The following is a 22,265-nucleotide window of genomic DNA, read 5'->3' on the forward strand; positions in this document are numbered from 1 at the left end:
TACAATCCCTGACTTTTCAGCCCGGCCCAGATGCCGTTCGGCCCATTGGTCACGAGACTCCCCATGCTCACCGGTAGTTATTCCCCCGCCCTGGTCCTGATTTCCCTGTTTGTCGCGATCCTTGCGTCCTACACCGCGCTGGATATGACCGGGCGCATTGCCACGGCCAAAGGCCGCGCTGTCTACCTGTGGATGGGCGGTGGCGCGTTGGCAATGGGCGTGGGCATCTGGTCGATGCATTTTATCGGCATGCTCGCCTTTCGCCTGCCCATCAGCCTGGGCTATGACATCGGCATCACCCTGCTGTCATTGCTGATCGCGGTCCTTTCCAGCGGTTTTGCGTTGTGGCTTGTCAGTCAGCCGCGCTTGCCAGCGTGGCAGTTGGCGTTTGGCGCTTTGATCATGGGCGCCGGCATCAGCGCCATGCACTACACCGGCATGGCCGCGATGCGCATGACCCCCGGTATCGACTACGACCCCACACTGTTTACTGCCTCCTTGTTGATTGCCGTGGGTGCCTCGGCGGCGGCCTTGTGGATCGCTTTCAACCTGCGGCGCAACACGCCTTACGTACGCCTGGCCCGGGGTGGTGCGGCGGTGGTGATGGGCGTGGCAATAGTTGGCATGCACTACACCGGCATGGCCGCGGCGCGTTTTGCAGACGGTAGCTTTTGCGGCGCCGCCTTGACGGGCCTCAGCGGCAAAGGCCTGGATAACCTGGTGCTGGTCACCACCCTCGCGGTGTTGATCATCGCGTTGCTCACCTCGCTGGCCGATGCCCGTCTTGAGGCGCGCACCGCAGTGCTGGCAGACTCGCTGACCCAGGCCAACCAGGAACTCACCCACCTGGCCCTGCACGATATGCTCACCGGCTTGCCCAACCGCACCTTGCTCGCCGACCGGATTCAACAGGCCATACAGCGGGTGAACGAGGAGGGTGGGTGCTTTGCGCTGATGTTTATCGACCTGGACGGCTTCAAACCCGTCAACGATGCCTTCGGCCACCACATGGGCGACCAACTGTTGCAGCAGGTTGGCCTGCGCCTGCGGGAAGACTTGCGCAGCCAGGACACCCTGGCGCGAATCGGCGGCGACGAGTTTGTCTTGCTGGTTCAACTGACCCAGCCTGACGATGCGCTGCGCCTGGCCGAGCGCCAGGTAGGTTTGATCAATCGGTCTTTTAAGGTCACCGAGCATGAACTGAAAATTTCCGCGAGCATTGGTATCGCGCTGTTTCCCGGCAACGGCGCCACTCCCCAGGAACTGCTGATGAACGCCGATGCGGCGATGTATCACGCCAAGGGCATGGGCAAGAACGGCTACAGCTTTTTCGATGTGTCGATGAACACCAACGCGCGCAAGCAATTGCAACTGCTGCAGGACCTGCGCAACGCCCTGGAGCAGGAACAGTTCAGGCTCTATTACCAGCCCAAGTTCGATGCCATCAGCGGCCGCCCGGTGGGGGCCGAAGCGCTGCTGCGCTGGGAGCACCCGCAACAAGGGTTGTTGCTGCCGGACAAGTTTATCGAACTGGCGGAAAAGACCGGCTTGATCATCCCCATCGGCGACTGGGTACTCAATGAAGCCTGCCGCCAGATGCAGGTGTGGTACGCCCAGGGCTATCAAGACTGGCGCATCGCGGTGAATCTGTCGGCGTTGCAGTTCTGCCACGCCGGGTTGGTGAATAGCGTTGCCAATGCCCTGGAACGCCACCGCTTGCCGGCCAACAGCCTGACCCTGGAAATCACCGAGACTACCGCCATGAGTGACGCTGACGCGAGCATGACGGTGCTGCAAAAGCTCTCGGACATGGGCGTCGACCTGTCCATCGACGACTTTGGAACCGGCTATTCGAGCCTGATGTACCTCAAGCGGCTGCCAGCCAATGAGCTGAAAATCGACCGGGGGTTTGTGCGTGACCTGGAGCACGACAGCGACGACGCCGCCATCGTCTCGGCCATTGTTGCCCTTGGCCAGGCCCTGGGCCTGCGCATTGTGGCCGAAGGGGTAGAGACCGACGTCCAGCAAAATTTCCTTACGCGCCTGGGCTGCGATTCGTTGCAAGGTTATCTGCTGGGGCATCCACTGCCCGCCGAGGGTTTCATGGCCGACATCCAGCGCGCCGAGCAAGTGGTGAGCGCGCATTCGATGATGTGAGCCAATGCAAAAGCTGTAGGGCGCAGGTAGTATTGGATCCATCAGCTCACGTTGAATCAGGAGACCGTACACATGGACAAAGTCGTCATCATCACCGGTGGCAGCCGTGGGATTGGCGCCGCCACGGCGTTGCTGGCCGCTGCCCAGGGCTATCGCATCTGCATCAATTACCAGGCCGATGAGGACGCGGCCCACCGGGTACTTGAGCAAGTGCGCGCCCTCGGCGCCCAGGCCATTGCAGTGCGGGCCGATGTCAGTATCGAAGACGAAGTGATCGGCCTGTTCCATCGGGTTGATACCGAGCTGGGCCGGGTGACGGCACTGGTCAACAACGCCGGGACCGTGGGGCACAAGTCGCGGGTCGATGAAATGTCCGAGTTCCGCATCCTCAAGACGCTCAAGACCAATGTGTTGGGGCCGATCCTGTGTGCCAAGCATGCGCTGCTGCGCATGTCGCCCAAACATGGCGGGCAGGGCGGCAGCATCGTCAACGTTTCGTCGGCCGCTGCACGTCTGGGGGCGCCGGGTGAATATGTGGATTACGCCGCGTCCAAGGGCGCGCTGGATACCTTCACCCTCGGGCTTTCCAAGGAAGTGGCGGGTGAGGGGGTTCGAGTCAATGGCGTACGGCCTGGCTTCATCTTCACCGACTTCCATGCTCTGAGCGGCGATCCTGACCGGGTCAGCAAGCTTGAGCCGGGCATTCCCATGGCCCGGGGCGGGCGCGCCGAAGAGGTCGCAGAAGGGATTATCTGGCTGCTGTCGGACAAGGCGTCCTACGCCACCGGAACCTTTATTGACTTGGCAGGCGGCCGTTAGACGTATCTGGTGTGTGGCGCGGCCAAGCCTGCGCCACACACCAGCATCAGGCGTTGCGCAGTACTTTGTAACCGCGGCGCGAGAACTCGCCGAGCAACCACGCCTCGCTATGGTCCCGGGTTTTGTAGCCGTCGTCAGAGAACCCGTCCACGATACCGTTACGGCTCTGACTGGCGTTCAGTTTGCGGTCATCCAGGTTGTCGATGAGCCGGAGCACCTTGTCCAGGTTATAGGCGGCGTTGGCGCGTGAGGCTGGATCCGGATTGGCTTCGCTCCAGTCACCGAGTTTCCGCTTCAGGTCGTCGCCGACCTGATAGTGATCGCGGCCTTTGAGAAAGTGCTTCAGCACAGGGCTTTGGTCGATAATCCGTTCAGCGGATCGGTGATCACCGGCTGGGGACCCGGCGGGGCCATGCATCTCGCGCACCTGTTGCTGTTCTGCGGCACGCATGTAATTGGGCGGGACGGGCAAGGGTTGAACCCTTGGGCGTGAAGAAATATTCATAGGGTATCTCTGATATGAACCAAATAAATGCACCCTTCCTGCTGTGAGAAACGGCGCAGTCTTGTGTGGCCCCTGTCCCGGTTCGGTTCCACCTGCGTCGCTAAAACGAACGCACAATCTTCCCCAGCGTCTCCATCGCCTTTTCACACGACTCGTCCCACGGGCTGCCGTAATTCAAGCGGATGCAGTTCCTGAAGCGTTGCGTCGGCGAAAAGATCGGCCCCGGCGCGATGCTGATGCCTTGGGCCAGCGCCATCTGGAACAACTTCAATGAGTCGGTCTGCTCCGGCAACTCCAGCCACAGGAAATAACCGCCGGCCGGCTGGCTGACCCGCGTCTGCGCAGGAAAATAGCGGGCGATGGCCGCCAGCATCGCGCTTTGCTGTTCTTCCAGCGCATACCGCAACTTGCGCAGGTGCCGGTCGTAGCCGCCGTGTTGCAGGTAATCGGCAATCGCCGCCTGCGCCGGCATCGACGCACACAGCGACGTCATCAGCTTCAGCCGCTCGATTTTCTGCGCGTAACGCCCGGCAGCAACCCAGCCTATGCGATAGCCCGGTGCCAGGCTTTTGGCGAAGGAGCCGCAGTGCATCACCAGGCCTTCGGTGTCGAACGCCTTGGCCGGTTTCGGCGCCTGTTGCCCGTAATACAACTCGGCATACACGTCGTCTTCAATCAGCGGCACCTGATGGCTGCGCAACAACTCCACCAACTCCTGCTTCCGGGCCTCGGGCATGGTCGCGCCCATGGGGTTCTGGAAGCTGGTCATGCACCAACAGGCCTTGATCGGGTAGCGCTCCAGGCTTTGTGCCAGCACCTTGAGGTCGATGCCGTCGCGCGGGTGCACGGGAATTTCCACCGCCTTGAGTTTCAGGCGTTCGAGGATTTGCAGGCTGGCGTAGAACGCTGGCGCTTCGATCGCCACCAGATCGCCCGGCTCGGTCACGGCCTGCAGGCACAGGTTCAGCGCCTCCAGGGCGCCATTGGTGATCAACAGTTCTTCCATCGGCAGCATCAGGCCGCCGACCATGTAGCGCAGGGCGATTTGCCGGCGCAGTTGCGGGTTGCCCGGCGACATGTCGGTGACCACCATGCGCGGGTCCATTTCCCGGCTGGCGCTGGCCAGGGAGCGGGAAAGGCGTTGCAGCGGGAACAGCGTGGGGCTGGGAAACGCCGAGCCGAAGGGCACGGTTTGCGGGTCTTTGATGGAGTCGAGCACCGAGAACACCAGTTCGCTGACGTCCACTTCGGTGGATTCGTGCACGTGAGCGCTCACCACCGGCTCGGAAAACGGGCTCGGCGCATGGGTGTTGACGAAGTACCCCGAGCGCGGCCGTGCACGGATCAGCCCGCGACGCTCCAGCAGGTAGTAGGCCTGGAACACCGTAGACGGGCTGACGCCGTAGGCCTGGCTGGCATAACGCACCGATGGCACGCGCTGGCCGGGGCCGAGCACGCCAGAGCGGATCAGTTCTGCGATGTCGTCGGCGAATTTTTCGTAGCGTTTCATTGAGGCTCAGTACGGTAAATAAATGAGTTCAGTGTTTATGGGGCTGCTGCGCAGCCCAACGGGGGGCAGGCTCCCTCACCACATCGGCGCCACAAACCGGCTGTCCGCCGCGCTGTAAATCCACGGTTCATCCACGTCCGTTACCTTGAAGCGAATGGTCTGCGAACTGCTGGCCGGCTTCTGCGCGGTCATCGCCACCGACACCGGTACATCGGTAATTTCCCCCGGCGCCAGGCTGATTCGGGTCTTGCCCTGCAACTGGAAGCCGTCGCCGTCCACCAGCTCCAGGCGATAATCCTGACGCTGCTGGGTCTTGTTGATGACCTTGAGGCTGTAGATGTTCTCGATCAAGCCTTCACTGTTCTCGCGAAACATTCCACGGTCCTTGGTCACGTCCAGCGACACCATCGGCCGCCCCACCAGGGCCACCACCAGTGCGCCGATCATCACCAGCAGCACGACACTGTAGCCGATCAGCCGGGGCCTGAGCAGGCGGGTCTTGCCACCTTGCAACTGATGCTCCGAGGTGTAGCTGACCAGCCCCCGGGCATAACCCATTTTATCCATGATCGAGTCGCAGGCATCGATACACGCGGCGCAGCCGATGCATTCCATTTGCAGGCCGTCGCGAATGTCGATGCCGGTGGGGCACACCTGCACACACAGCTGGCAGTCGATGCAGTCACCCAGGCCGACGTCTGCTGGTTGCACATCGCGTTTGCGCGGGCCGCGGTTTTCGCCACGGGCCACGTCGTAGGAAATAGTCAGGGTGTCCTTGTCGAACATCACACTCTGGAACCGCGCATACGGGCACATGTGCATGCACACCGCTTCGCGCAGCCAGCCGGCGTTGATGTAGGTGGCGGCAGTGAAGAACAGCACCCAGAACAGGCTCACTCCACCCATTTGCCAGGTCAGCAGTTCCTCGGCCAGCGGCCGGATCGGCGTGAAGTAGCCGACAAACGTCAGCCCGGTCAGCACGCTGATGCCCAGCCACAGCGTGTGCTTGGCCGAGCGCCTGGCCAGCTTGTTCAAGCCCCAGGGCGCGGCTTGCAGTTTTATCCGCTGGTTTCGCTCGCCTTCGGTGACCTTTTCGCACCACATAAATAGCCAGGTGAACGAGCTTTGCGGGCAGGTGTAGCCACACCACACACGCCCCGCGAACACGGTAATGGCGAACAGGCCAAACGCACAGATGATCAACAGCGCCGACAACAGGATGAAGTCCTGGGGCCAGAACGTCGCGCCAAAGATGTGGAATTTACTTTCAGCCAAGTCCCACAGCACCGCTTGCCGGCCCCCCCAGTTCAGCCATACGGTGCCGAAAAACGCCAGGAACAGAAAACCTGCGCCTGCCACACGCAAGGTGCGAAACAGGCCGGTGAAACTGCGGGTGTGAATCAGGTTGTCGCTGGATTTGGCCTTCATCTTCTTGGGATGCGCAGGCTCATACACTTCTACGGTTCGGACGGGGATTCTATCGCTCATGGTCTTTCGCTCATCAGCCTCCATCAGGCAGATGAACTATGCCCGGCGCTCTGTTTGCATAACAGACTCAGGTGGGACGATAAAAAGCGGAGCAGATGCTCTGGCGGCAGGCGCCTGCGACAATGTGCTGCACCCTGTGTGGCGCGGGGTGCAGCGCTTTTTGGCGCAGTGATGCTCCAGGTCAATCAAATCACCGAATCACCGTCTGTAGCCCTCAGATGCTTACGGCCGTCGGTGGCGCCTGCCACGGTCAATGCGTCGGCTTCGGCTTCGGTGATGTAGACCCGCTCGCCGTTCAGCTCAACGGCTGACATGGACTTGGCGCTGTCGGTAATTACGGTGACGTCGGTTGCCGCAAGGCTCCTTTCTTCGCCGTTCTCGTCAACCTTGAAGTAACAGGTCTGGTTTTCGATGCGTACGGGCATGGTGCTGTCCTTTTTCCGGAATGACTGAACATTAGGCGTTTGGCCAGGTTGAATGGTTCGGCGCAACTGACTGACGGTCGGCGCTGTCCATCCCCTATCGACCCATGAAAAGGACACGTCCATGGACGCTTGGTGGCATGAAGTCTGGCAAACCCTGCAAGCGGAATTTGCCGATATAGGCGATGCCCGGCAACTCACACAGGTCACTGTGCGGTTGCTCATCGCAGCGGTCCTGGGCGGTATTCTCGGGTTTGAGCGCGAGCAAAAAGGCAAGGCTGCCGGGGTACGTACCCACATGTTGGTGGCCTTGGGCGCCGCGCTGTTTGTGCTGGTGCCGAGTATGTCCGGCTCACAGGCCGACGCCATGAGCCGCGTGCTGCAAGGGGTGATTGCGGGCATTGGCTTTCTCGGCGCCGGCACCATCCTCAAGGGCAAGGAAGATGAAGAAGGCCAGCACGTCAAAGGCCTGACCACCGCCGCTGGCTTGTGGATGACCGCTGCCATCGGCGTTGCAGCGGGGATGGGGCGTGAGTCCACCGCCGTACTCAGCACGTTGCTGGCATTGGCGGTGTTCAGTTTAATGCCAAGGATCGTGCGCCTGTTCGAGAAGGACTAAACGATCACGGGCGGCATCGTCGTCGGTGGCTCCTCGACCGGTGGCGGCTGCGTTCCAGGCGGTTCCTGCTCTGGAATCGGGTCTGGCTCGGTGGGTGGCAGCGTGGGCTTGTCGATATTGGGATCAGGCGTTTCAGCCGGGATCGGGATATTCATCGGTGTGGCCTCCTTTGTGCTTTGCTCTAGCGGTGGACAACCGTGCGGTGGATTTGATTCCCTGCCCGGTGGCGGTATATCCGCCTGAACTTTTCGCCTGCCAGCATGCTCGGAACCTAGACGGCCCTGCTCAGGGAGAGCGATGCCGTTTCAGAATTTGAATCAAGCACAAGAGCGTCCATGGGGCGTAAAGGGGAGATGCTCGATGACTGCTGAAACACTCACGCAAGACGATTCAACCTCCATATTGCCGCTGTCCCAGGCACTGTTGCTGCCACGGATTGCAATTGAAAGCACGACGCCTGTGATCAATGCCGGCGAGTTTGCGGTCAAGGCTGTGACAGGCCAGCGCGTCCAGGTTGCCAGCAAGGTGTTTGCCGATGGCCACGACAAGCTCGCCGTGATGATCCGCTGGCGCCCGCTGAACGAAGAAAGCTGGCACAGCGTGGTGATGACCGATGTCGGCAACAATGGCTGGGAAGGCGCGTTTACCGTGGCAGCCCAAGGTCCGCATGAGTATTGCATCGAGGCCTGGATCGACACGTTCGCCAGTTTTCGTTACGAACTGAGCAAGAAACACGAGGCCGGGGTGCCAGTCAGCCTGGAATTGCAGGAAGGCCGCAGCCAGGTCCTGCAAGCTGCCGAGCGCAGTGACAACGAATTGCGCGACCGCTTGATGCTGCTGCACCACGAACTCTCCGGCCTGCTGGAAACCGAGCAAGTCGCGCTGTTCCTGCACGAAGACAGTGCACATTTGATGACCCAGGCCGATCACCGCGCCTATCTGAGCATCAGCCCGGTGTTCCCGATCGACGTAGAGCGCGAAGCCGCGCAATTCGCCAGTTGGTACGAGCTGTTTCCCCGCTCGATCACTGACGATCCTGCGCGCCACGGGACCTTCAACGATGTGCACTCGCGGCTGTCGATGATCCATGACATGGGTTTTGACGTGCTGTACTTCCCGCCGATCCATCCCATCGGCCGCAGCCACCGCAAAGGCAAGAACAATTCCCTGACCGCCGGGCCCGATGATCCGGGCAGCCCCTACGCGATCGGCAGCGAGGAGGGCGGCCACGAGGCCATCCACTCGCAACTGGGCACCCGTGAAGACTTCCGCAACCTGGTCAAGGCTGCTGCCGACCATGGCCTGGAAATCGCCCTGGACTTTGCCATCCAGTGTTCCCAGGACCATCCGTGGCTCAAGCAACATCCGGGTTGGTTCAACTGGCGGCCCGACGGCACGATCAAGTACGCCGAGAACCCGCCGAAAAAATACCAGGACATCGTCAACGTGGACTTCTACGCGGCAGACGCCATCCCCAGCCTGTGGATTGAGCTGCGTGACATCGTGGTGGGTTGGGTGGAAGAGGGCGTAAAGACCTTTCGCGTCGACAACCCCCACACCAAGCCGCTGCCATTCTGGCAATGGCTGATCAGCGATGTGCGCGCCCAATACCCCGACGTGATCTTCCTCGCCGAAGCCTTCACTACCCCGGCAATGATGGCGCGCCTGGGCAAGGTCGGTTACTCCCAGAGCTACACCTACTTTACCTGGCGCAACACCAAGGCCGAGTTGAGTGAGTACCTGAGCGAATTGAACGAATCACCGTGGCGCGAGTGCTTTCGCCCCAACTTCTTTGTCAACACGCCAGACATCAACCCAGGCTTCCTGCATGAGTCCGGGCGGCCCGGCTTTTTGATCCGCGCCGCGCTGGCCACTATGGGTTCGGGCCTGTGGGGCATGTATTCGGGTTTTGAACTGTGCGAGGCGGCCCCGGTGCCGGGCAAGGAAGAGTACCTGGACTCGGAGAAGTACGAGATCCGCCCGCGGGACTTCACGGCCCCCGGCAATATTATTGCCGAGATCGCCCAGCTCAACCGCATCCGCCGGCAAAACCCTGCGCTGCAGACGCATTTGGGTCTCAAGCTCTATAACGCGTGGAACGACAACATCCTGTACTTCGGCAAGCGCAGCGAGGACGGCACCAACTTCATCCTGGTCGCCGTGAGCCTCGACCCGTTCAACGCCCAAGAGGCCAATTTCGAGCTGCCGCTGTGGGAGATGGGCCTGCCGGACGACGCCCAGACACAGGGCGAAGACTTGATGACCGGCCACCGCTGGACCTGGTACGGCAAGACCCAATGGATGCGGATTGAACCGTGGCACCAGCCGTTTGGCATATGGCGCATTAGCGTTTCCTGAAGCTGATCTGCAATCCAAAGGAGATCAAATGTGGGAGCTGGCAAGCCAGCTCCCACATTTGATCGAGTTCCTTCAGGCAGAATTTTTCGAATTCCCAGGAGTTTCCAATGGCGAAGAAACCCAAGGCTGCCACCTTTATCAAAGACCCGCTCTGGTACAAGGACGCGGTGATTTATCAGGTTCATGTCAAATCCTATTTCGACTCCAACAACGACGGTATCGGTGACTTTCCTGGGCTGATCGCCAAGCTCGACTACATTGCCGACCTCGGCGTAAACACCATCTGGCTACTGCCGTTCTACCCCTCGCCACGCCGCGACGACGGCTACGATATTGCCGAATACCGTGGCGTGCACAGCGACTACGGAACCATGGCCGACGCCAAGCGGTTCATCGCTGAAGCCCATAAGCGCGGGCTGCGGGTGATCACCGAGCTGGTGATCAACCACACCTCCGACCAGCACCCCTGGTTCCAGCGTGCGCGCAAGGCCAAGCCGGGTTCGGCCGCGCGGGACTTCTATGTGTGGTCCGATGACGACCAGAAATACGACGGCACCCGCATCATTTTCCTCGACACCGAAAAATCCAACTGGACCTGGGACCCGGTCGCCGGCCAGTACTTCTGGCACCGCTTCTATTCCCACCAGCCGGACCTCAACTTTGACAACCCGCAGGTCATGAAAGCCGTGTTGTCGGTGATGCGCTATTGGCTCGACATGGGCATCGACGGCCTGCGCCTGGACGCGATCCCGTACCTGATCGAGCGCGACGGCACCAACAATGAAAACCTCCCGGAAACCCACGACGTCCTCAAGCAGATCCGCGCCGAGATCGACGCCAACTACCCGGACCGCATGCTCCTGGCCGAAGCCAACCAATGGCCGGAAGACACCCAGCTGTATTTCGGTGACAAAAAGGGCGATGACGGCGACGAATGCCACATGGCTTTTCACTTCCCGCTGATGCCGCGCATGTACATGGCGCTGGCCCAGGAAGACCGTTTCCCGATCACCGACATCCTGCGCCAGACCCCGGAGATCCCGGCCAATTGCCAATGGGCTATCTTCCTGCGAAACCACGATGAACTGACCCTGGAGATGGTCACCGACAAAGAGCGCGACTACCTCTGGAATTACTACGCGGCCGACCGCCGTGCGCGGATCAACCTGGGGATTCGCCGCCGCCTGGCGCCGCTGATGGAACGAGACCGTCGGCGCATCGAGCTGCTCAACAGCCTGTTGCTGTCGATGCCCGGCACGCCAACCCTGTACTACGGCGATGAAATCGGCATGGGCGATAACATTTACCTCGGTGACCGCGACGGCGTGCGTACGCCGATGCAATGGTCCATCGACCGCAACGGCGGCTTCTCCCGCGCCGACCCGGCCAGCCTGGTGTTGCCGCCGATCATGGACCCGCAATACGGGTACCTGTCGATCAATGTCGAAACCCAGACCCAAGACCCGCACTCGTTGCTGAACTGGACCCGACGCATGCTGGCGGTGCGTAAACAGTCGAAGGCCTTTGGTCGCGGCAGCCTGAAAATGCTTTCGCCCACCAATCGCCGCATCCTGGCGTATACCCGCGAATACACGGGCGCCGACGGCAAGACTGAAATCATCCTGTGCGTGGCCAACGTATCCCGCAGCGCCCAGGCGGCCGAGTTGGACCTCTCGGCGTTCGCCGGCATGGTTCCGGTGGAAATGCTCGGCGGCAACGCCTTCCCGCCGATTGGCCAGCTGAATTTCCTGCTGACCCTGGCACCGTATGGCTTCTACTGGTTCGTGCTCGCGGCCGAAAACCAGATGCCAAGTTGGCACGTGGAACCTGCGCAAAGCATCCCGGACTTCACCACCCTGGTGCTGAAGAAACGCATGGAAGAACTGCTCGAAGCACCGTGCCGCACCACCCTGGAACAAACCGCCTTGCCGGCCTGGCTGCCCAAACGCCGCTGGTTTGCCAGCAAAGATACGGCGATCGATGGCGTGCACATCGCCTACGGCGTGCGCTTTGGCGACCCGCAGCATCCGGTGCTGCTCAGTGAAATTGAAGTGACCAGTGCCGGGCAGGTCAGCCGTTATCAGCTGCCGTTCGGCTTCCTCGGCGAAGACCAGTTCACCAGTGCCTTGCCGCAACAACTGGCACTCGCCCGTGTGCGGCGCGTGCGGCAGGTGGGCCTGGTCACCGATGCCTTCAGCCTCGACGCCTATATTCGGGGCGTGATCCAGGGCCTGCAGGCCAATACCGTACTCAACTCCACCGATGGCGAGATTCGCTTTGTGCCCACGGCCCAATTGGCCAGGCTGCAATTGAACGATGAATCCGAAGTGCGCTACCTCGCTGCCGAGCAGTCCAACAGTTCGGTGGTGGTGGGCGGCAGCCTGGTGCTCAAGCTGATCCGTAAAGTCAGCGCCGGGGTGCATCCGGAGCTGGAAATGGGCGCCTATCTGACCGAAGCCGGCTACGCGCATATCTCGCCACTGCTGGGCTCGGTGATTCGCCGCGATGCCGACGGGCAGGACAACCTGCTGATGATTGCCCAGGGTTACCTGAACAACCAGGGCGATGCCTGGAGTTGGACCCAGAACAACCTGGAACGGGCGATTCGCGACGAACTGGCCGAAGCCATGTCCGAGCAGGAGCAGCATTACAACGCACTGGGCGAACTGGCGGATTTTGCCGGCTTGCTTGGCCAGCGTCTCGGTGAAATGCACCAGGTGCTGGCAGCATCCACGACCGACAAGGCCTTCAAGCCCGAAGCCACCTCCGTCAAAGACAGCCAAGGCTGGGCCAAGCACGTGGGCGCACAAATCGACCGCGCCTTGCAGCTGCTTAAACAGCATCAAACCAAGTTGAACCCTGCCGATCAGGCGCTGGTCAGTGCTTTACTGGAACAGAAAAAGGCCATTGGCACTTACGTTCAGGACCTGGCGAACGCCACGGTGGGCGGGTTGCGCATTCGCGTGCATGGCGACCTGCACCTGGGCCAGGTGCTGGTGGTCAAGGGCGATGCCTACCTGATTGACTTCGAGGGTGAGCCGGCGCGACCGCTGCATGAACGTCGCGGCAAACACAGCCCGTACAAGGATGTGAGTGGGGTGCTACGGTCGTTTGATTACGCGGCAGCCATGGCGGTGAATGTGCAGGGCGTGGACCAGTCAGCTGAAGCCAATGCGTCACGCCAGCGGGTCGCGGATCGCTACTTGCACGAGGCGAAACAGGCATTTACCCAGGCCTATCACGCGGCCACGACTACACTGGGCCATGACTGGCAGGATGCCAAGGGCCAGGACGCAGCGCTGGTGTTGTTCAGCCTGGAGAAGGCCGCGTACGAAGTGGCCTACGAAGCAGAGAATCGCCCGAGCTGGTTGCCAGTGCCGTTGCAAGGTTTGCACGGGCTGCTCAGTGGGTTGAAACCATTATCGAAAACTGCACGCGGTGGGGAGACGTCATGAGTTTTACAAGCAAAGAACCGCTGCAGGAAAAATTGAGTGTGATGCCCAACCCTGCGGATATCGAAGCCCTGGTACGGGCCGAACACCATGACCCGTTCTCGATCCTCGGGCCTCATGATGACGAGGAGGGCGGTCAGTTCATCCGTGCTTTCCTGCCCGAAGCCTTGAGTGTCCAGGTGCTTGCCCGCGACAGTGGCGAGCACATCGGCAACCTCGATGCGACGCAGGTCCCGGGCTTGTTCGTCGGGCATTTCGGCAGTCGCCAGGCGTACCTGCTGAAGATCCAGTGGGCCGGGGGCGAACAGGTCACCGAAGATCCTTACAGCTTCAGCCAACTGCTGTTGGGTGAGATGGATTTGTACCTGTTTGCCGAAGGTAACCACCGCGACTTGAGCAGTTGCCTGGGCGCACAAGTGACCAGCGTCGACGGCATCCAGGGTGTGCGCTTTGCGGTATGGGCGCCGAATGCCCGCCGCGTATCGGTGGTGGGTGACTTCAATATCTGGGACGGGCGCCGTCATCCGATGCGCCTGCGCCATCCGTCCGGGGTCTGGGAAATCTTTATCCCGCGCCTGCAACCGGGCGCGGCTTACAAGTATGAAATCCTCGGCGCTCACGGGATCCTGCCGCTCAAGGCCGACCCCATGGCCCTGGCCACGCAGATGCCGCCGGACACGGCGTCCAAGGTCGCATCGCCTTTGCAGGTCGACTGGCAGGACCACGACTGGATGCAGTCGCGCAGCGAGCGCCAAAAGACCAGCGCGCCCTTGTCGATCTACGAGCTGCATGCCGGTTCCTGGCAGTGCGAGCTGGACGAAGTCGGCGAAGTATCCCGCCAGTACGGTTGGCGCGAGCTGGTTGAGCGGTTGATTCCGTATGTGCAGCAGTTAGGCTTCACCCATATCGAACTGATGCCGATCATGGAGCACCCGTTTGGTGGCTCCTGGGGTTATCAGGCATTGTCGCAATTTGCCCCGACGGCGCGTTTCGGCTCGCCGGATGATTTTGCGTTTTTCGTCAACGCCTGCCACCAGGCCGACATCGGCGTGATCCTCGATTGGGTGCCGGCGCATTTCCCCACCGACACCCACGGCCTGGCGCAATTCGACGGCACCGCGCTGTATGAATACGCCAACCCACTGGAAGGCTTCCACCAGGATTGGGACACCCTGATCTACAACCTCGGCCGCACCGAAGTCCATGGCTTCATGCTGGCCTCGGCGTTGCACTGGCTCAAGCATTTTCATATCGACGGCCTGCGGGTGGATGCCGTGGCATCGATGCTGTATCGCGACTATTCGCGCAAGGCCGGCGAATGGGTGCCGAACCGCCACGGCGGGCGTGAAAACCTCGAAGCCATCGACTTCCTGCGCCACCTCAACGACGTGGTGGCCCTGGAAGCCCCCGGCGCGCTGGTGATCGCCGAGGAATCCACCGCGTGGCCCGGCGTGAGCCAGCCGACCCAACAGGGCGGCCTGGGGTTCAACTACAAATGGAACATGGGCTGGATGCACGATTCGCTGCACTACATCCAGCAAGACCCGGTGTACCGCGCTCATCATCACAACGAGCTGAGTTTCGGCCTGGTGTATGCCTGGTCCGAGCGTTTTATCCTGCCGATTTCCCACGATGAAGTGGTGCATGGCAAACACTCGCTGATCGACAAGATGCCCGGTGACCGCTGGCAGAAGTTTGCCAACCTGCGCGCGTACCTGAGCTTCATGTGGATGCACCCGGGCAAGAAGCTGCTGTTCATGGGCTGTGAATTTGGCCAATGGCGCGAATGGAACCACGACCAGCAACTGGACTGGTACCTGCTGCAATACCCCGAACACCGGGGCGTGCAGAAACTGGTGGGCGACCTTAACCGGCTGTACCGCGAAGAGCCGGCACTGCACGACCAGGACGACGCACCACAGGGCTTCCAGTGGCTGATTGGGGATGACGCGATCAACAGCGTCTACGCCTGGTTGCGTTGGAGCAAGGACGGTCGGCCGGTGCTGGTGGTGGCCAACTTCACGCCGGTGCCGAGGGAGGCGTACCAGGTTGGCGTACCGTTTGCCGGGCGCTGGAGCGAAGTGATCAACAGCGACGCCGACACCTACGCCGGCTCCAACTTCGGCAACGGTGGCGGGGCGTTTACGGTAGAGGAGCCCAAACATGGGCAACCGTTGTCGCTGTCGTTGAACCTGCCGCCGCTGGGTGTGCTGATCCTGCGACCGGAAGGCTGACTTACAGAGGATGAAGATCAAATGTGGGAGCTGGCTTGCCTGCGATAGCATCACTTCGGTCTAGCTGAAAGACCCAAGTGCCGGCATCGCGGGCAAGCCCGGCTCCCGCAGTTGGAGGGTGCTGTGGCCTAGAAATCAACCTTCACGCCAATCGTGCCTTCCCGCCCGTTAAGCGGGTTGTTGGCCAGATTCCGGCTGTATCCCAGCTCGCCATACACCTTCACCGCAGTCGAAACCTGCAGCGCCGCCCCGGTGCTCAGGTCGAGCGTGGTGGATTGCTGGTCGGTGTTGATGTCCGTCGACGCATTGAAGGTGACGGTGTCGGTCCCGGCACCGGCATGCCACACATTGGCCCGCACATAAGGCTGTAGCGGCATCCCGCCGACCTTGTAGTCGCCCCGCACGCGAACCCCGAGGCGAGTGGTGACGCGGGTGTCGGCCTTGAACGAGATCGCCGACATGCCATCGTTCTGGCTGTCCAGCCAGCTGCGGTCGATGATCACCTGGGCCTGGGGTTCCACCTCCCAATGCTCGGAAACCGTGAAAGGCATGCCGACCTCCGCGGAGCCCGCGACGTTGTGCCCCTTGGTCTGCAATTTTACGCCCCGGCTGGATTCGTCGTGGCCGTCGAACCGGGTGCCCATCAACACCAGGTCCAGGTAGGCGCGGTTGGCGTCGATCAGGGCCCAGTAGGTGCCCAGGCTGTCGGCGCGCAAGGTGATGTTACCGGTGTCGGTGTTCTGGAAACCGCCGGAAAACCCCTCCACATTCCCGCTCAAGCGGCTATGACCGACAAAGAACCCCACTTGTTGGGTCAGGTCATTGTCCGAGGTCCAGGCGTAGAGATCCGTGCCCACCTGGAAGCCCGACAACGAACTGTCCAGGCTCGGGCTGACGGTGCCGGAAAACGACTGGCGCGTACTGCTGCCAAATACCCGGGCCCAGCCCGCCGGTATCGCGCCGTTCTGTGGCGGCTGGCTCTGGTCGCCCATGCGCTCGTGATACGTGCTCAACATGCCCTGGACCATTTGCTGCACGGCGGGGAATAACACCGAGTAGTCCGCCACTTCCGGGCGGTAGATCGGAATAGGGGCTTCGCCCGGGAAGATGCCCGGCAGGTCAGGGGTGCCGTCGGCGGGCACCGGCGGCAAGATTCCCACGGGCGGGTTCGCGGGGTCTGGGGGCGTCGGCGGGAAAATCCCGGAGGGCGGGCCTTCGGGGTTGGGCAATGGCGGTGCTTCAACGGATGAGCGCAAGTACCAGTTTTGCGCGGTGCCCGGCGTGACGCCGCCCTTGTACAGGTAGTACTCGAAGGCCCCGGCCGAGACCGAACCGTTCGGCAGGGAAAAGGCCAGGTCACTGCCGGTGGCGCCATTGATGGCCTGCACCACCTGGATGCCGTTCTGCACAGTTTGGCCGCCGGCACCGCCAAGGTTGGTGATGGTGATGGCCGTGCTGCCCAGGATCGTGCCCTGACTGACGATCAGCCTGTCGCTGGGTGAACCGTCGCCGGCCAGCACGCTTTGCAAGGCCAGGCGTGCGTTGTTGCCGATGTAGTTGCCGTGGAGGGTGAGGCTGTCGGTGGCGCTGGTGTTAGTCATGTCGATCAGGCCTGCGTTGTTCACGGTGACGAGCTGGCCGGCGGTAAACGGGCTGATGCTGCCCTGGGTGACCAGCAGCGTACCGACGTTGATGTCCATGGTCCCGGTGCGGGTGCCGGCGTCGCCGAGGGTGAACGTGCCGCTGCCCAGGGTGAATACCGAGCCATTGTTGAGGGTCACGGTTTCCCAGTTGACGTAGCGCTGTGGGGTGGCGGATTTGGTGTTGTCGAACGTCAGAGCGTCGTTGCCCAAGCCGCCATCCAGCAGGGGCGTGGATGACAAGGTGGTTTGCGTCAGGTTGTCGAGGAACGCCCGGTCGGAACCGCTGCCGGTCACAATCGGGCCGTGGATCAGCCCGGCGGTGTTCCAGGTGAATTCATTGTTGCCATTGCCGGTAAAGATCCCCTGGGCAATATCGCCACCCTTGATGAGTATCCGGTTGTCGCCGTTGCCAACGTTGATCTTGCCGCCAACGCTGCCATTGGACACGGTGAGGCTGTTGTTGCCATCCCCGGCGGTCATGTCGCCGATGATACGGCCGGTACTCAGGTTCGCCTCGTTGTCGCCATCGCCCTGGGTCTCGGAGGCGATGGTGCCGCCGCTCATGGAAAAATTATTGTTGCCCAGCCCCTGGATCACCGCCCCGGCGCTGCCCTGGCTGATCTGGATGATGCCGTTGCCGGTGCCCTGGAGGATGTTGCCAGTCACCGTGGCGCCGAACAGTTGGAAGATATTGGCGCCGTCCCCCATGTTCACCGTGCCCTCGATGGTGCCCGAGCTCATGGTTACCAGGTCGCGGCCTGGCGCGAACGTCACGTCGCCATTGATCACGCCCGTGCCGAGGGAGGGAAACAGCAGTGTGTTGTTGCCGGCAGTGTCGACGACGCCCGGGCTGCTGGCGCTGGCGCAGGTGAACGTGTCATCGCCGGCGGTGGGGGTCAGCACGCAGTCAGCGAATGCAACCAGCGGCCATCCCGCCAGCAAGGCCGAAGATATGACACCCAAGTGCATCAGGGTTGCAAACCGTGCGGTCATGATCTGCCCTCGCTGGACGCCTGTGCGCCAAGCGCACTCACTCACCTTAGCGCCGCGTTGAAAGCGTCGCTACTGTGAAAAGTAACAGGTACAGACGAGTAGGCAGGGCGCTACAGAAACACAATCTCATAGGGTTCGCGCATCCGCTCCAGCAGCACCTGCGCCAATAGCGGCGCCAGGCCGATTTCCGGGTCGCCCGCCAATTGGCTGGCATAGGCGTGCGCTGCATGCAGCTTGCGGGCAACGCTCCAGGTGTCGAGCCGTACCCGGCGTGCGCGCTGCCAGGGAATTGCGGCGGTCTCCCGTACAGGCCAGTGCCACGCCCAGATCGGCAACTCATGCAGGTGCACGCCTTTGAGCCCGCAGGCTTTGGCGGCGGCGCGGCCCACGGCGTCGTGGTCGGCCTTGCCGTCGTTGCGCCAAGTGGTAAACACCACATCGCCAGGTTGCAGGTAACGTGCAATGAACTGGCTCATCTGCTGTTCCCGCGCGGCCAGGGCGTTGTCGGCAAAGCCGCCGCGAATCCATTTCAGGCTGTGCAGGGGCACGCCCAGGCGGCGCAGGGCTTCGACACTTTCCTGGGGGCGCACCACGCTCAGGCGCTTGGCCGGCCACACGGTCGAGCCGGGATGGCTGGCGCTGCCGTCGGTGATGGAGATCAGTTGCAGGGAGTATTCAAGGGTGCTGAACAGTTGCAGCAACCCGCCACAGGCGATCACTTCGTCGCCGGGATGCGGGGCGATGATCACCACGCGGCTGCCTTCGGGCACCAGGGTTGCGGGATTAATGGCGGGGATTTGCGCGAGTTGCGGGGCGCTGTTCCAGATTTGCGCGGGGCCCCGGCGGGTGTCGATTAACGGTGCAGGCTTCATGAGTGTCACGTCCTTGTTCATCGGTGATGCAGGCCGTACCCCGTTGACGGGACGGCTCTTGTTGGTACACGAGCGGCCTGTACGGACACTCGCAGCGCAACGGCATTCCAACCCTGGATTGCCGTGCAAGGAATATTGATGATAGTTACGAATCGTCGCTTTTACACAGCCGGATGTCGCAATTTTTTCAGGAGGCCTGCATCAGGCTCTTCAGATAGTCACCAAAACCGCCCTGGGCGCGGCAATCCAGACGTGCGCTGGTGATCACTTGGGGCGAATGGCTCCAGGCAATCGAAGCCCCGCAGCGTTCCAGTTGACGCACCAGTTCCACATCCTCATGACACGGCAACGGCTCGAACCCACCGGCCCGCACATAAGCACTGGCGCTGATACCCAGGTTGGCGCCATGAATATGCCGGTGCCCGTCCCGCGCCTCGTAGGCCTGGTGATAGCGGATTTGCGCTGCCGGGTCGAAACCCTCGCTCCAGGCATCGACCGTCACCGTGCCGCACACCGCATCCACCCCCAGTGCCAGCTGCGCTACCAGCCAATCGGGGGCGACGCGGCTGTCGGCGTCGGTGCAGGAAATCCAGCGGGCGCCATTGTTGAGCAAGTGCCGTGCGCCCACGCCGCGCACGTGCCCCACGTTGCGCACCTGCACTTCCAGGCTGTGTACCTGGTACTCCCGGGCGATCAATGCGCTGCGGTCACTGCAACTGTCGAGCACCGTCAGAATCTGTACCTCCTCCCCCAGCAGCCCCGGATGGCTCGCCGCGACCATCGCCGCTTTCAGGCAGTCAGGCAGCAATGACTCTTCGTTATGCACGGGTATCAGGATGCCAATCATCGCAGTCCCTCCTGGGTCGCGACCGTGGTGCCATCGAGGCTCCACAGGTCCAGTAAAAAATCACTTTCGTGGTGGTGCGCCAGATGCGCCATGCCCAAGCGCTGGTCGAGGCGTGCGTGCACCATTTCTGCCGTTTGCGGGCAGCCTTCGATGGGCGGGCGCCAATGGCAGGCGAGGAGCTGCCCGCCCGGCGTCAGGGAGGCGAGGGCGCGATCGATCAGATGGTCGAAGTCGTTCGGGTCCAGGTAGTAGCACAGCTCGCTGAGTACAATCAGTTCGAAGCTCTCGTTGGGCCACTGCTCCGGCAGGCGGCTCTGCTGCACCGTGGCATGGCTGAAATCGCGTAGCCGTGTCTGCGCCAGGCAAACCGCCGCCTGCGCCGTGTCACAGCACAGCAGGCGGTCGCAGCGTGCGGCCAGCTCGAAGCTCAGTTCACCATTGGCGCAGCCGGGTTCAAAGATCGATGCGTAACGTGGCCGGGTCAGCAGCGCCAGGGTCAGGGCACGCTTGCGCTGCTCGTACCAGCGTTGGCGAAAGGCCCAGGGGTCGTCGTTACCTGCAAACAGCTGGTCGAAGTAAGGCGTGGCGACGCTCATACAAACACCACTTCAAAAGGTTGCAGCAGGCGCTCCAGCACATACGGGGCGAGCACCGGCGGCAGGCCGATCTGCGGGTCGCCTTCCAGTTGGCTGGCGAACGCGTGGATGGCGTGGCGCTTGCGGGCGACCACTTCGGGTGACAGGAGGATTTTGCGCGCACGCGCCCAAGGCACCTGGCTGTCTTCGGGGGTTGCCCAGTGCCAGGTCCACACAGGCAGCTCCAGCAAGGTGGCGCCCGCGGCCCTGGCAGCCTTGGCGCTGGCACGGCCCACGGCCTCATGGTCGCAATGGCCGTCTTCGCGCCACGTAGTAAAGACCACGTCACCTGGCTTGAGGTAACGTTCTATGAACCGACCCAGTTCTTCTTCCCCGGCAGCTACCTGGCTGTCGCGGAACCCGGCCCTCAGCCATTTAAGGCTGTGCAGCGGCAACCCCAGGCGATGCAGGGCTTGCGCCGATTCCTGCGGGCGCACCACGCTCAAGCGTTCCACCGGCCAGCGGCGGGAACCCGGGTGGCTGGCGCTGCCATCGGTGACAGAGATCAGCAACATTGGGCGGTCAAGGGCGGCGAGGCCTTGCAGCAGGCCACCGCATCCCAGCACTTCATCGTCCGGGTGGGGCGCAATGATCACCGCACGGCTGCCCTCGGGCACCAGCTCGGCAATGCTCACGCAAGGCAACTCGGCCAGTCGCGACGAGCTTTGCCACAGGTGCAACGGCGTGCCCTGGCCAACAATCGGATTGGCTTTCACAGTTCCCACCTCCCTGGGCGCTCATCGGCGACGTGTTGACCGAGGGCGGCCAGGTCGCGTTCGGCGTGACTTTGCCGCAGGTACACCGGCAAGTCGGCCATCAGCTGCGCAAAGTGCGGGTCTTTGCAATACGGGCCCGCGCCTAGTGCTCGCCCGACGTGATGGATCACCTGGTCGACTGTTTCCTCGATGCAGGCGCGAACCTGTTGCGCGAGCAATTGGGCATTCGCCTTGGGGTGCCGGTCGATGTGCGTGGCGCTGTCACGCAGCACGCAGGCCGCACTGTGCAAGGTGCTGTCGACGCTGCCCAAATGGGCCAGTGCGTGGGGTTCCGGGCGTTTGCCGCACTGCTCGCGCAAGGGTTCGGCCAGGCGTTGGGCCGCACCGTACCAGCACGCTGCGATACCGATGCCGCCCTGCCAGAAACCCGGGCGTGCCAGGTAGTCCCCCGGCCCGCCGATGGCCAGGCCAATCGCGTCGCTGAACTGCACCTCAACGCTGCCTGTGGCCGCCATGCCAACCGCCGCCCAACCGTCATCGGTGACGGTCACTCCAGGCTGATGCATAGCCACTGCAACCAGTTGCTGGCGCTCCTCTTCATCCCATGCAGTGAGCAACCCGTGGCTGACCACCGCGGCGCCCGAGCACCAGGGCTTGCGACCCTCCAGCCGCAAGCGCTGGCCGTCGCGGCGAATCCGCACCCTGGCCGTTGGCGGCTCGGCCGCCCACATACCCCACGTGCTGCCCACTGGCGGCAAGGGGCTGTCGAGTTCGGCGATAATCGCCAATGCGTCGGTGTGGCCTTCGTATAACTTGCACAACCGCAGATCATGGCCGGCCACTTGTGCCAGCCGGCTGAAGCGTTCCAGGGTCTGCCCGCTGCCCGGCAGGGGCAGTTGGTCCAGGCCTTCCTCCACCAGTGCCCTCAGCGCAGCGCCAAGGGCCCGGGTGTCCGGGTATTCCCGGTAGCCGCGAAGAAATCCATGCAGAGCCAT

17 protein-coding genes are annotated in these 22,265 nt (G+C 62.2%); 6 read left to right on the forward strand and 11 right to left on the reverse strand.

The genetic code is table 11. The features are described from left to right. The first annotated feature begins 63 nt into the window (after positions 1-63). Both RGV33_RS14855 and RGV33_RS14860 read left to right on the forward strand, forming a co-directional pair. Positions 64-2,157 (forward strand): putative bifunctional diguanylate cyclase/phosphodiesterase, encoded by a 2,094-nt coding sequence (locus tag RGV33_RS14855; RefSeq protein WP_322144905.1) that lies wholly within the window; start codon positions 64-66, stop codon positions 2,155-2,157. A gap of 72 nt (positions 2,158-2,229) precedes the next feature. After that, positions 2,230-2,976 carry an SDR family oxidoreductase gene (locus RGV33_RS14860; protein WP_322144906.1) on the forward strand — a complete coding sequence of 249 codons (747 nt, stop codon included), beginning with the start codon at positions 2,230-2,232 and terminating at the stop codon, positions 2,974-2,976. A gap of 46 nt (positions 2,977-3,022) precedes the next feature. Here RGV33_RS14860 and RGV33_RS14865 read toward each other — a convergent pair whose 3' ends face one another. From RGV33_RS14865 to RGV33_RS14880, 4 genes are all read right to left on the reverse strand, one after another. Further along, entirely contained in the window at positions 3,023-3,481 is a 459-nt protein-coding gene (locus RGV33_RS14865) for a hypothetical protein (RefSeq protein ID WP_322144907.1), read from the reverse strand. 100 nt (positions 3,482-3,581) lie between these two features. Next, positions 3,582-4,991, reverse strand: coding sequence for a GntR family transcriptional regulator MpaR (gene mapR / locus RGV33_RS14870; protein ID WP_322144908.1), 1,410 nt, complete (start codon positions 4,989-4,991; stop codon positions 3,582-3,584). A 75-nt stretch (positions 4,992-5,066) separates the two neighbouring features. Then, positions 5,067-6,479 carry a cytochrome c oxidase accessory protein CcoG gene (gene ccoG, locus RGV33_RS14875; protein WP_322144909.1) on the reverse strand — a complete coding sequence of 471 codons (1,413 nt, stop codon included), beginning with the start codon at positions 6,477-6,479 and terminating at the stop codon, positions 5,067-5,069. A gap of 185 nt (positions 6,480-6,664) precedes the next feature. After that, positions 6,665-6,904 carry a DUF3203 family protein gene (locus RGV33_RS14880; RefSeq protein WP_322144910.1) on the reverse strand — a complete coding sequence of 80 codons (240 nt, stop codon included), beginning with the start codon at positions 6,902-6,904 and terminating at the stop codon, positions 6,665-6,667. Positions 6,905-7,025: 121 nt separating this feature from the next. On the opposite strand from RGV33_RS14880, the gene RGV33_RS14885 reads away from it, so the two are divergent. Continuing rightward, complete coding sequence (locus RGV33_RS14885; protein ID WP_322144911.1) at positions 7,026-7,520, forward strand: MgtC/SapB family protein; 495 nt, start codon at positions 7,026-7,028, stop codon at positions 7,518-7,520. Here the strand turns inward: RGV33_RS14885 and RGV33_RS14890 are convergent. Beyond that, positions 7,517-7,675, reverse strand: a complete 159-nt coding sequence (locus tag RGV33_RS14890) for a hypothetical protein (protein WP_167664995.1) — start codon at positions 7,673-7,675, stop codon at positions 7,517-7,519. The two genes, RGV33_RS14885 and RGV33_RS14890, sit on opposite strands and share 4 nt — an antisense overlap. 205 nt (positions 7,676-7,880) lie before the next feature. Here RGV33_RS14890 and RGV33_RS14895 point away from each other — a divergent pair, with 205 nt between their 5' ends. The 3 genes from RGV33_RS14895 to glgB all read left to right on the forward strand — a co-directional run bounded on the left by RGV33_RS14895 (position 7,881) and on the right by glgB (position 15,564). Next, on the forward strand, positions 7,881-9,878 hold the full coding sequence (locus RGV33_RS14895) for an alpha-1,4-glucan--maltose-1-phosphate maltosyltransferase (protein ID WP_322144912.1): 1,998 nt from the start codon (positions 7,881-7,883) through the stop codon (positions 9,876-9,878). Positions 9,879-9,985: 107 nt separating this feature from the next. Next, on the forward strand, positions 9,986-13,333 hold the full coding sequence (treS, locus tag RGV33_RS14900; RefSeq protein WP_322144913.1) for a maltose alpha-D-glucosyltransferase: 3,348 nt from the start codon (positions 9,986-9,988) through the stop codon (positions 13,331-13,333). Then, on the forward strand, positions 13,330-15,564 hold the full coding sequence (glgB, locus tag RGV33_RS14905; RefSeq protein ID WP_322144914.1) for a 1,4-alpha-glucan branching protein GlgB: 2,235 nt from the start codon (positions 13,330-13,332) through the stop codon (positions 15,562-15,564). Before treS ends, glgB begins: the two co-directional genes overlap by 4 nt. A gap of 128 nt (positions 15,565-15,692) precedes the next feature. On the opposite strand, the gene RGV33_RS14910 is transcribed toward glgB, so the two are convergent. From RGV33_RS14910 to RGV33_RS14935, 6 genes are all read right to left on the reverse strand, one after another. Beyond that, complete coding sequence (locus tag RGV33_RS14910; protein WP_322144915.1) at positions 15,693-18,200, reverse strand: autotransporter outer membrane beta-barrel domain-containing protein; 2,508 nt, start codon at positions 18,198-18,200, stop codon at positions 15,693-15,695. A 110-nt stretch (positions 18,201-18,310) separates the two neighbouring features. Then, complete coding sequence (locus RGV33_RS14915) at positions 18,311-19,072, reverse strand: PIG-L family deacetylase (protein WP_322144916.1); 762 nt, start codon at positions 19,070-19,072, stop codon at positions 18,311-18,313. Between the two features lie 187 nt (positions 19,073-19,259). Next, the gene (locus tag RGV33_RS14920; protein WP_322144917.1) at positions 19,260-19,919 is read right to left on the reverse strand and encodes a glycosyltransferase; all 660 of its coding nucleotides are present in this window, start codon (positions 19,917-19,919) and stop codon (positions 19,260-19,262) included. After that, a complete protein-coding gene (locus tag RGV33_RS14925; RefSeq protein WP_322144918.1) occupies positions 19,916-20,515 on the reverse strand; it encodes an SAM-dependent methyltransferase in 600 nt (199 codons plus the stop codon). Before RGV33_RS14925 ends, RGV33_RS14920 begins: the two co-directional genes overlap by 4 nt. Continuing rightward, positions 20,512-21,270 (reverse strand): PIG-L family deacetylase, encoded by a 759-nt coding sequence (locus RGV33_RS14930; protein WP_322144919.1) that lies wholly within the window; start codon positions 21,268-21,270, stop codon positions 20,512-20,514. The genes RGV33_RS14925 and RGV33_RS14930 overlap by 4 nt, the downstream gene beginning before the upstream one ends. Next, positions 21,267-22,265 carry an acyl-CoA dehydrogenase family protein gene (locus RGV33_RS14935; RefSeq protein WP_322144920.1) on the reverse strand — a complete coding sequence of 333 codons (999 nt, stop codon included), beginning with the start codon at positions 22,263-22,265 and terminating at the stop codon, positions 21,267-21,269. The genes RGV33_RS14930 and RGV33_RS14935 overlap by 4 nt, the downstream gene beginning before the upstream one ends.

Origin of the sequence: Pseudomonas sp. Bout1 (assembly GCF_034314165.1) — a bacterium.
In the GTDB taxonomy this organism is placed as follows: Bacteria; Pseudomonadota; Gammaproteobacteria; order Pseudomonadales; family Pseudomonadaceae; genus Aquipseudomonas.

Coding starts and splice junctions, on each gene's coding strand:
- RGV33_RS14855 (WP_322144905.1), top strand. CDS start 64: ATGCTCACCGGTAGTTATTCCCCCGCCCTGGTCCTGATTTCCCTGTTT.
- RGV33_RS14860 (WP_322144906.1), top strand. CDS start 2,230: ATGGACAAAGTCGTCATCATCACCGGTGGCAGCCGTGGGATTGGCGCC.
- RGV33_RS14865 (WP_322144907.1), bottom strand. CDS start 3,481: ATGAATATTTCTTCACGCCCAAGGGTTCAACCCTTGCCCGTCCCGCCC.
- mapR (WP_322144908.1), bottom strand. CDS start 4,991: ATGAAACGCTACGAAAAATTCGCCGACGACATCGCAGAACTGATCCGC.
- ccoG (WP_322144909.1), bottom strand. CDS start 6,479: ATGAGCGATAGAATCCCCGTCCGAACCGTAGAAGTGTATGAGCCTGCG.
- RGV33_RS14880 (WP_322144910.1), bottom strand. CDS start 6,904: ATGCCCGTACGCATCGAAAACCAGACCTGTTACTTCAAGGTTGACGAG.
- RGV33_RS14885 (WP_322144911.1), top strand. CDS start 7,026: ATGGACGCTTGGTGGCATGAAGTCTGGCAAACCCTGCAAGCGGAATTT.
- RGV33_RS14890 (WP_167664995.1), bottom strand. CDS start 7,675: ATGAATATCCCGATCCCGGCTGAAACGCCTGATCCCAATATCGACAAG.
- RGV33_RS14895 (WP_322144912.1), top strand. CDS start 7,881: ATGACTGCTGAAACACTCACGCAAGACGATTCAACCTCCATATTGCCG.
- treS (WP_322144913.1), top strand. CDS start 9,986: ATGGCGAAGAAACCCAAGGCTGCCACCTTTATCAAAGACCCGCTCTGG.
- glgB (WP_322144914.1), top strand. CDS start 13,330: ATGAGTTTTACAAGCAAAGAACCGCTGCAGGAAAAATTGAGTGTGATG.
- RGV33_RS14910 (WP_322144915.1), bottom strand. CDS start 18,200: ATGACCGCACGGTTTGCAACCCTGATGCACTTGGGTGTCATATCTTCG.
- RGV33_RS14915 (WP_322144916.1), bottom strand. CDS start 19,072: ATGAAGCCTGCACCGTTAATCGACACCCGCCGGGGCCCCGCGCAAATC.
- RGV33_RS14920 (WP_322144917.1), bottom strand. CDS start 19,919: ATGATTGGCATCCTGATACCCGTGCATAACGAAGAGTCATTGCTGCCT.
- RGV33_RS14925 (WP_322144918.1), bottom strand. CDS start 20,515: ATGAGCGTCGCCACGCCTTACTTCGACCAGCTGTTTGCAGGTAACGAC.
- RGV33_RS14935 (WP_322144920.1), bottom strand. CDS start 22,265: ATGGCTCTGCATGGATTTCTTCGCGGCTACCGGGAATACCCGGACACC.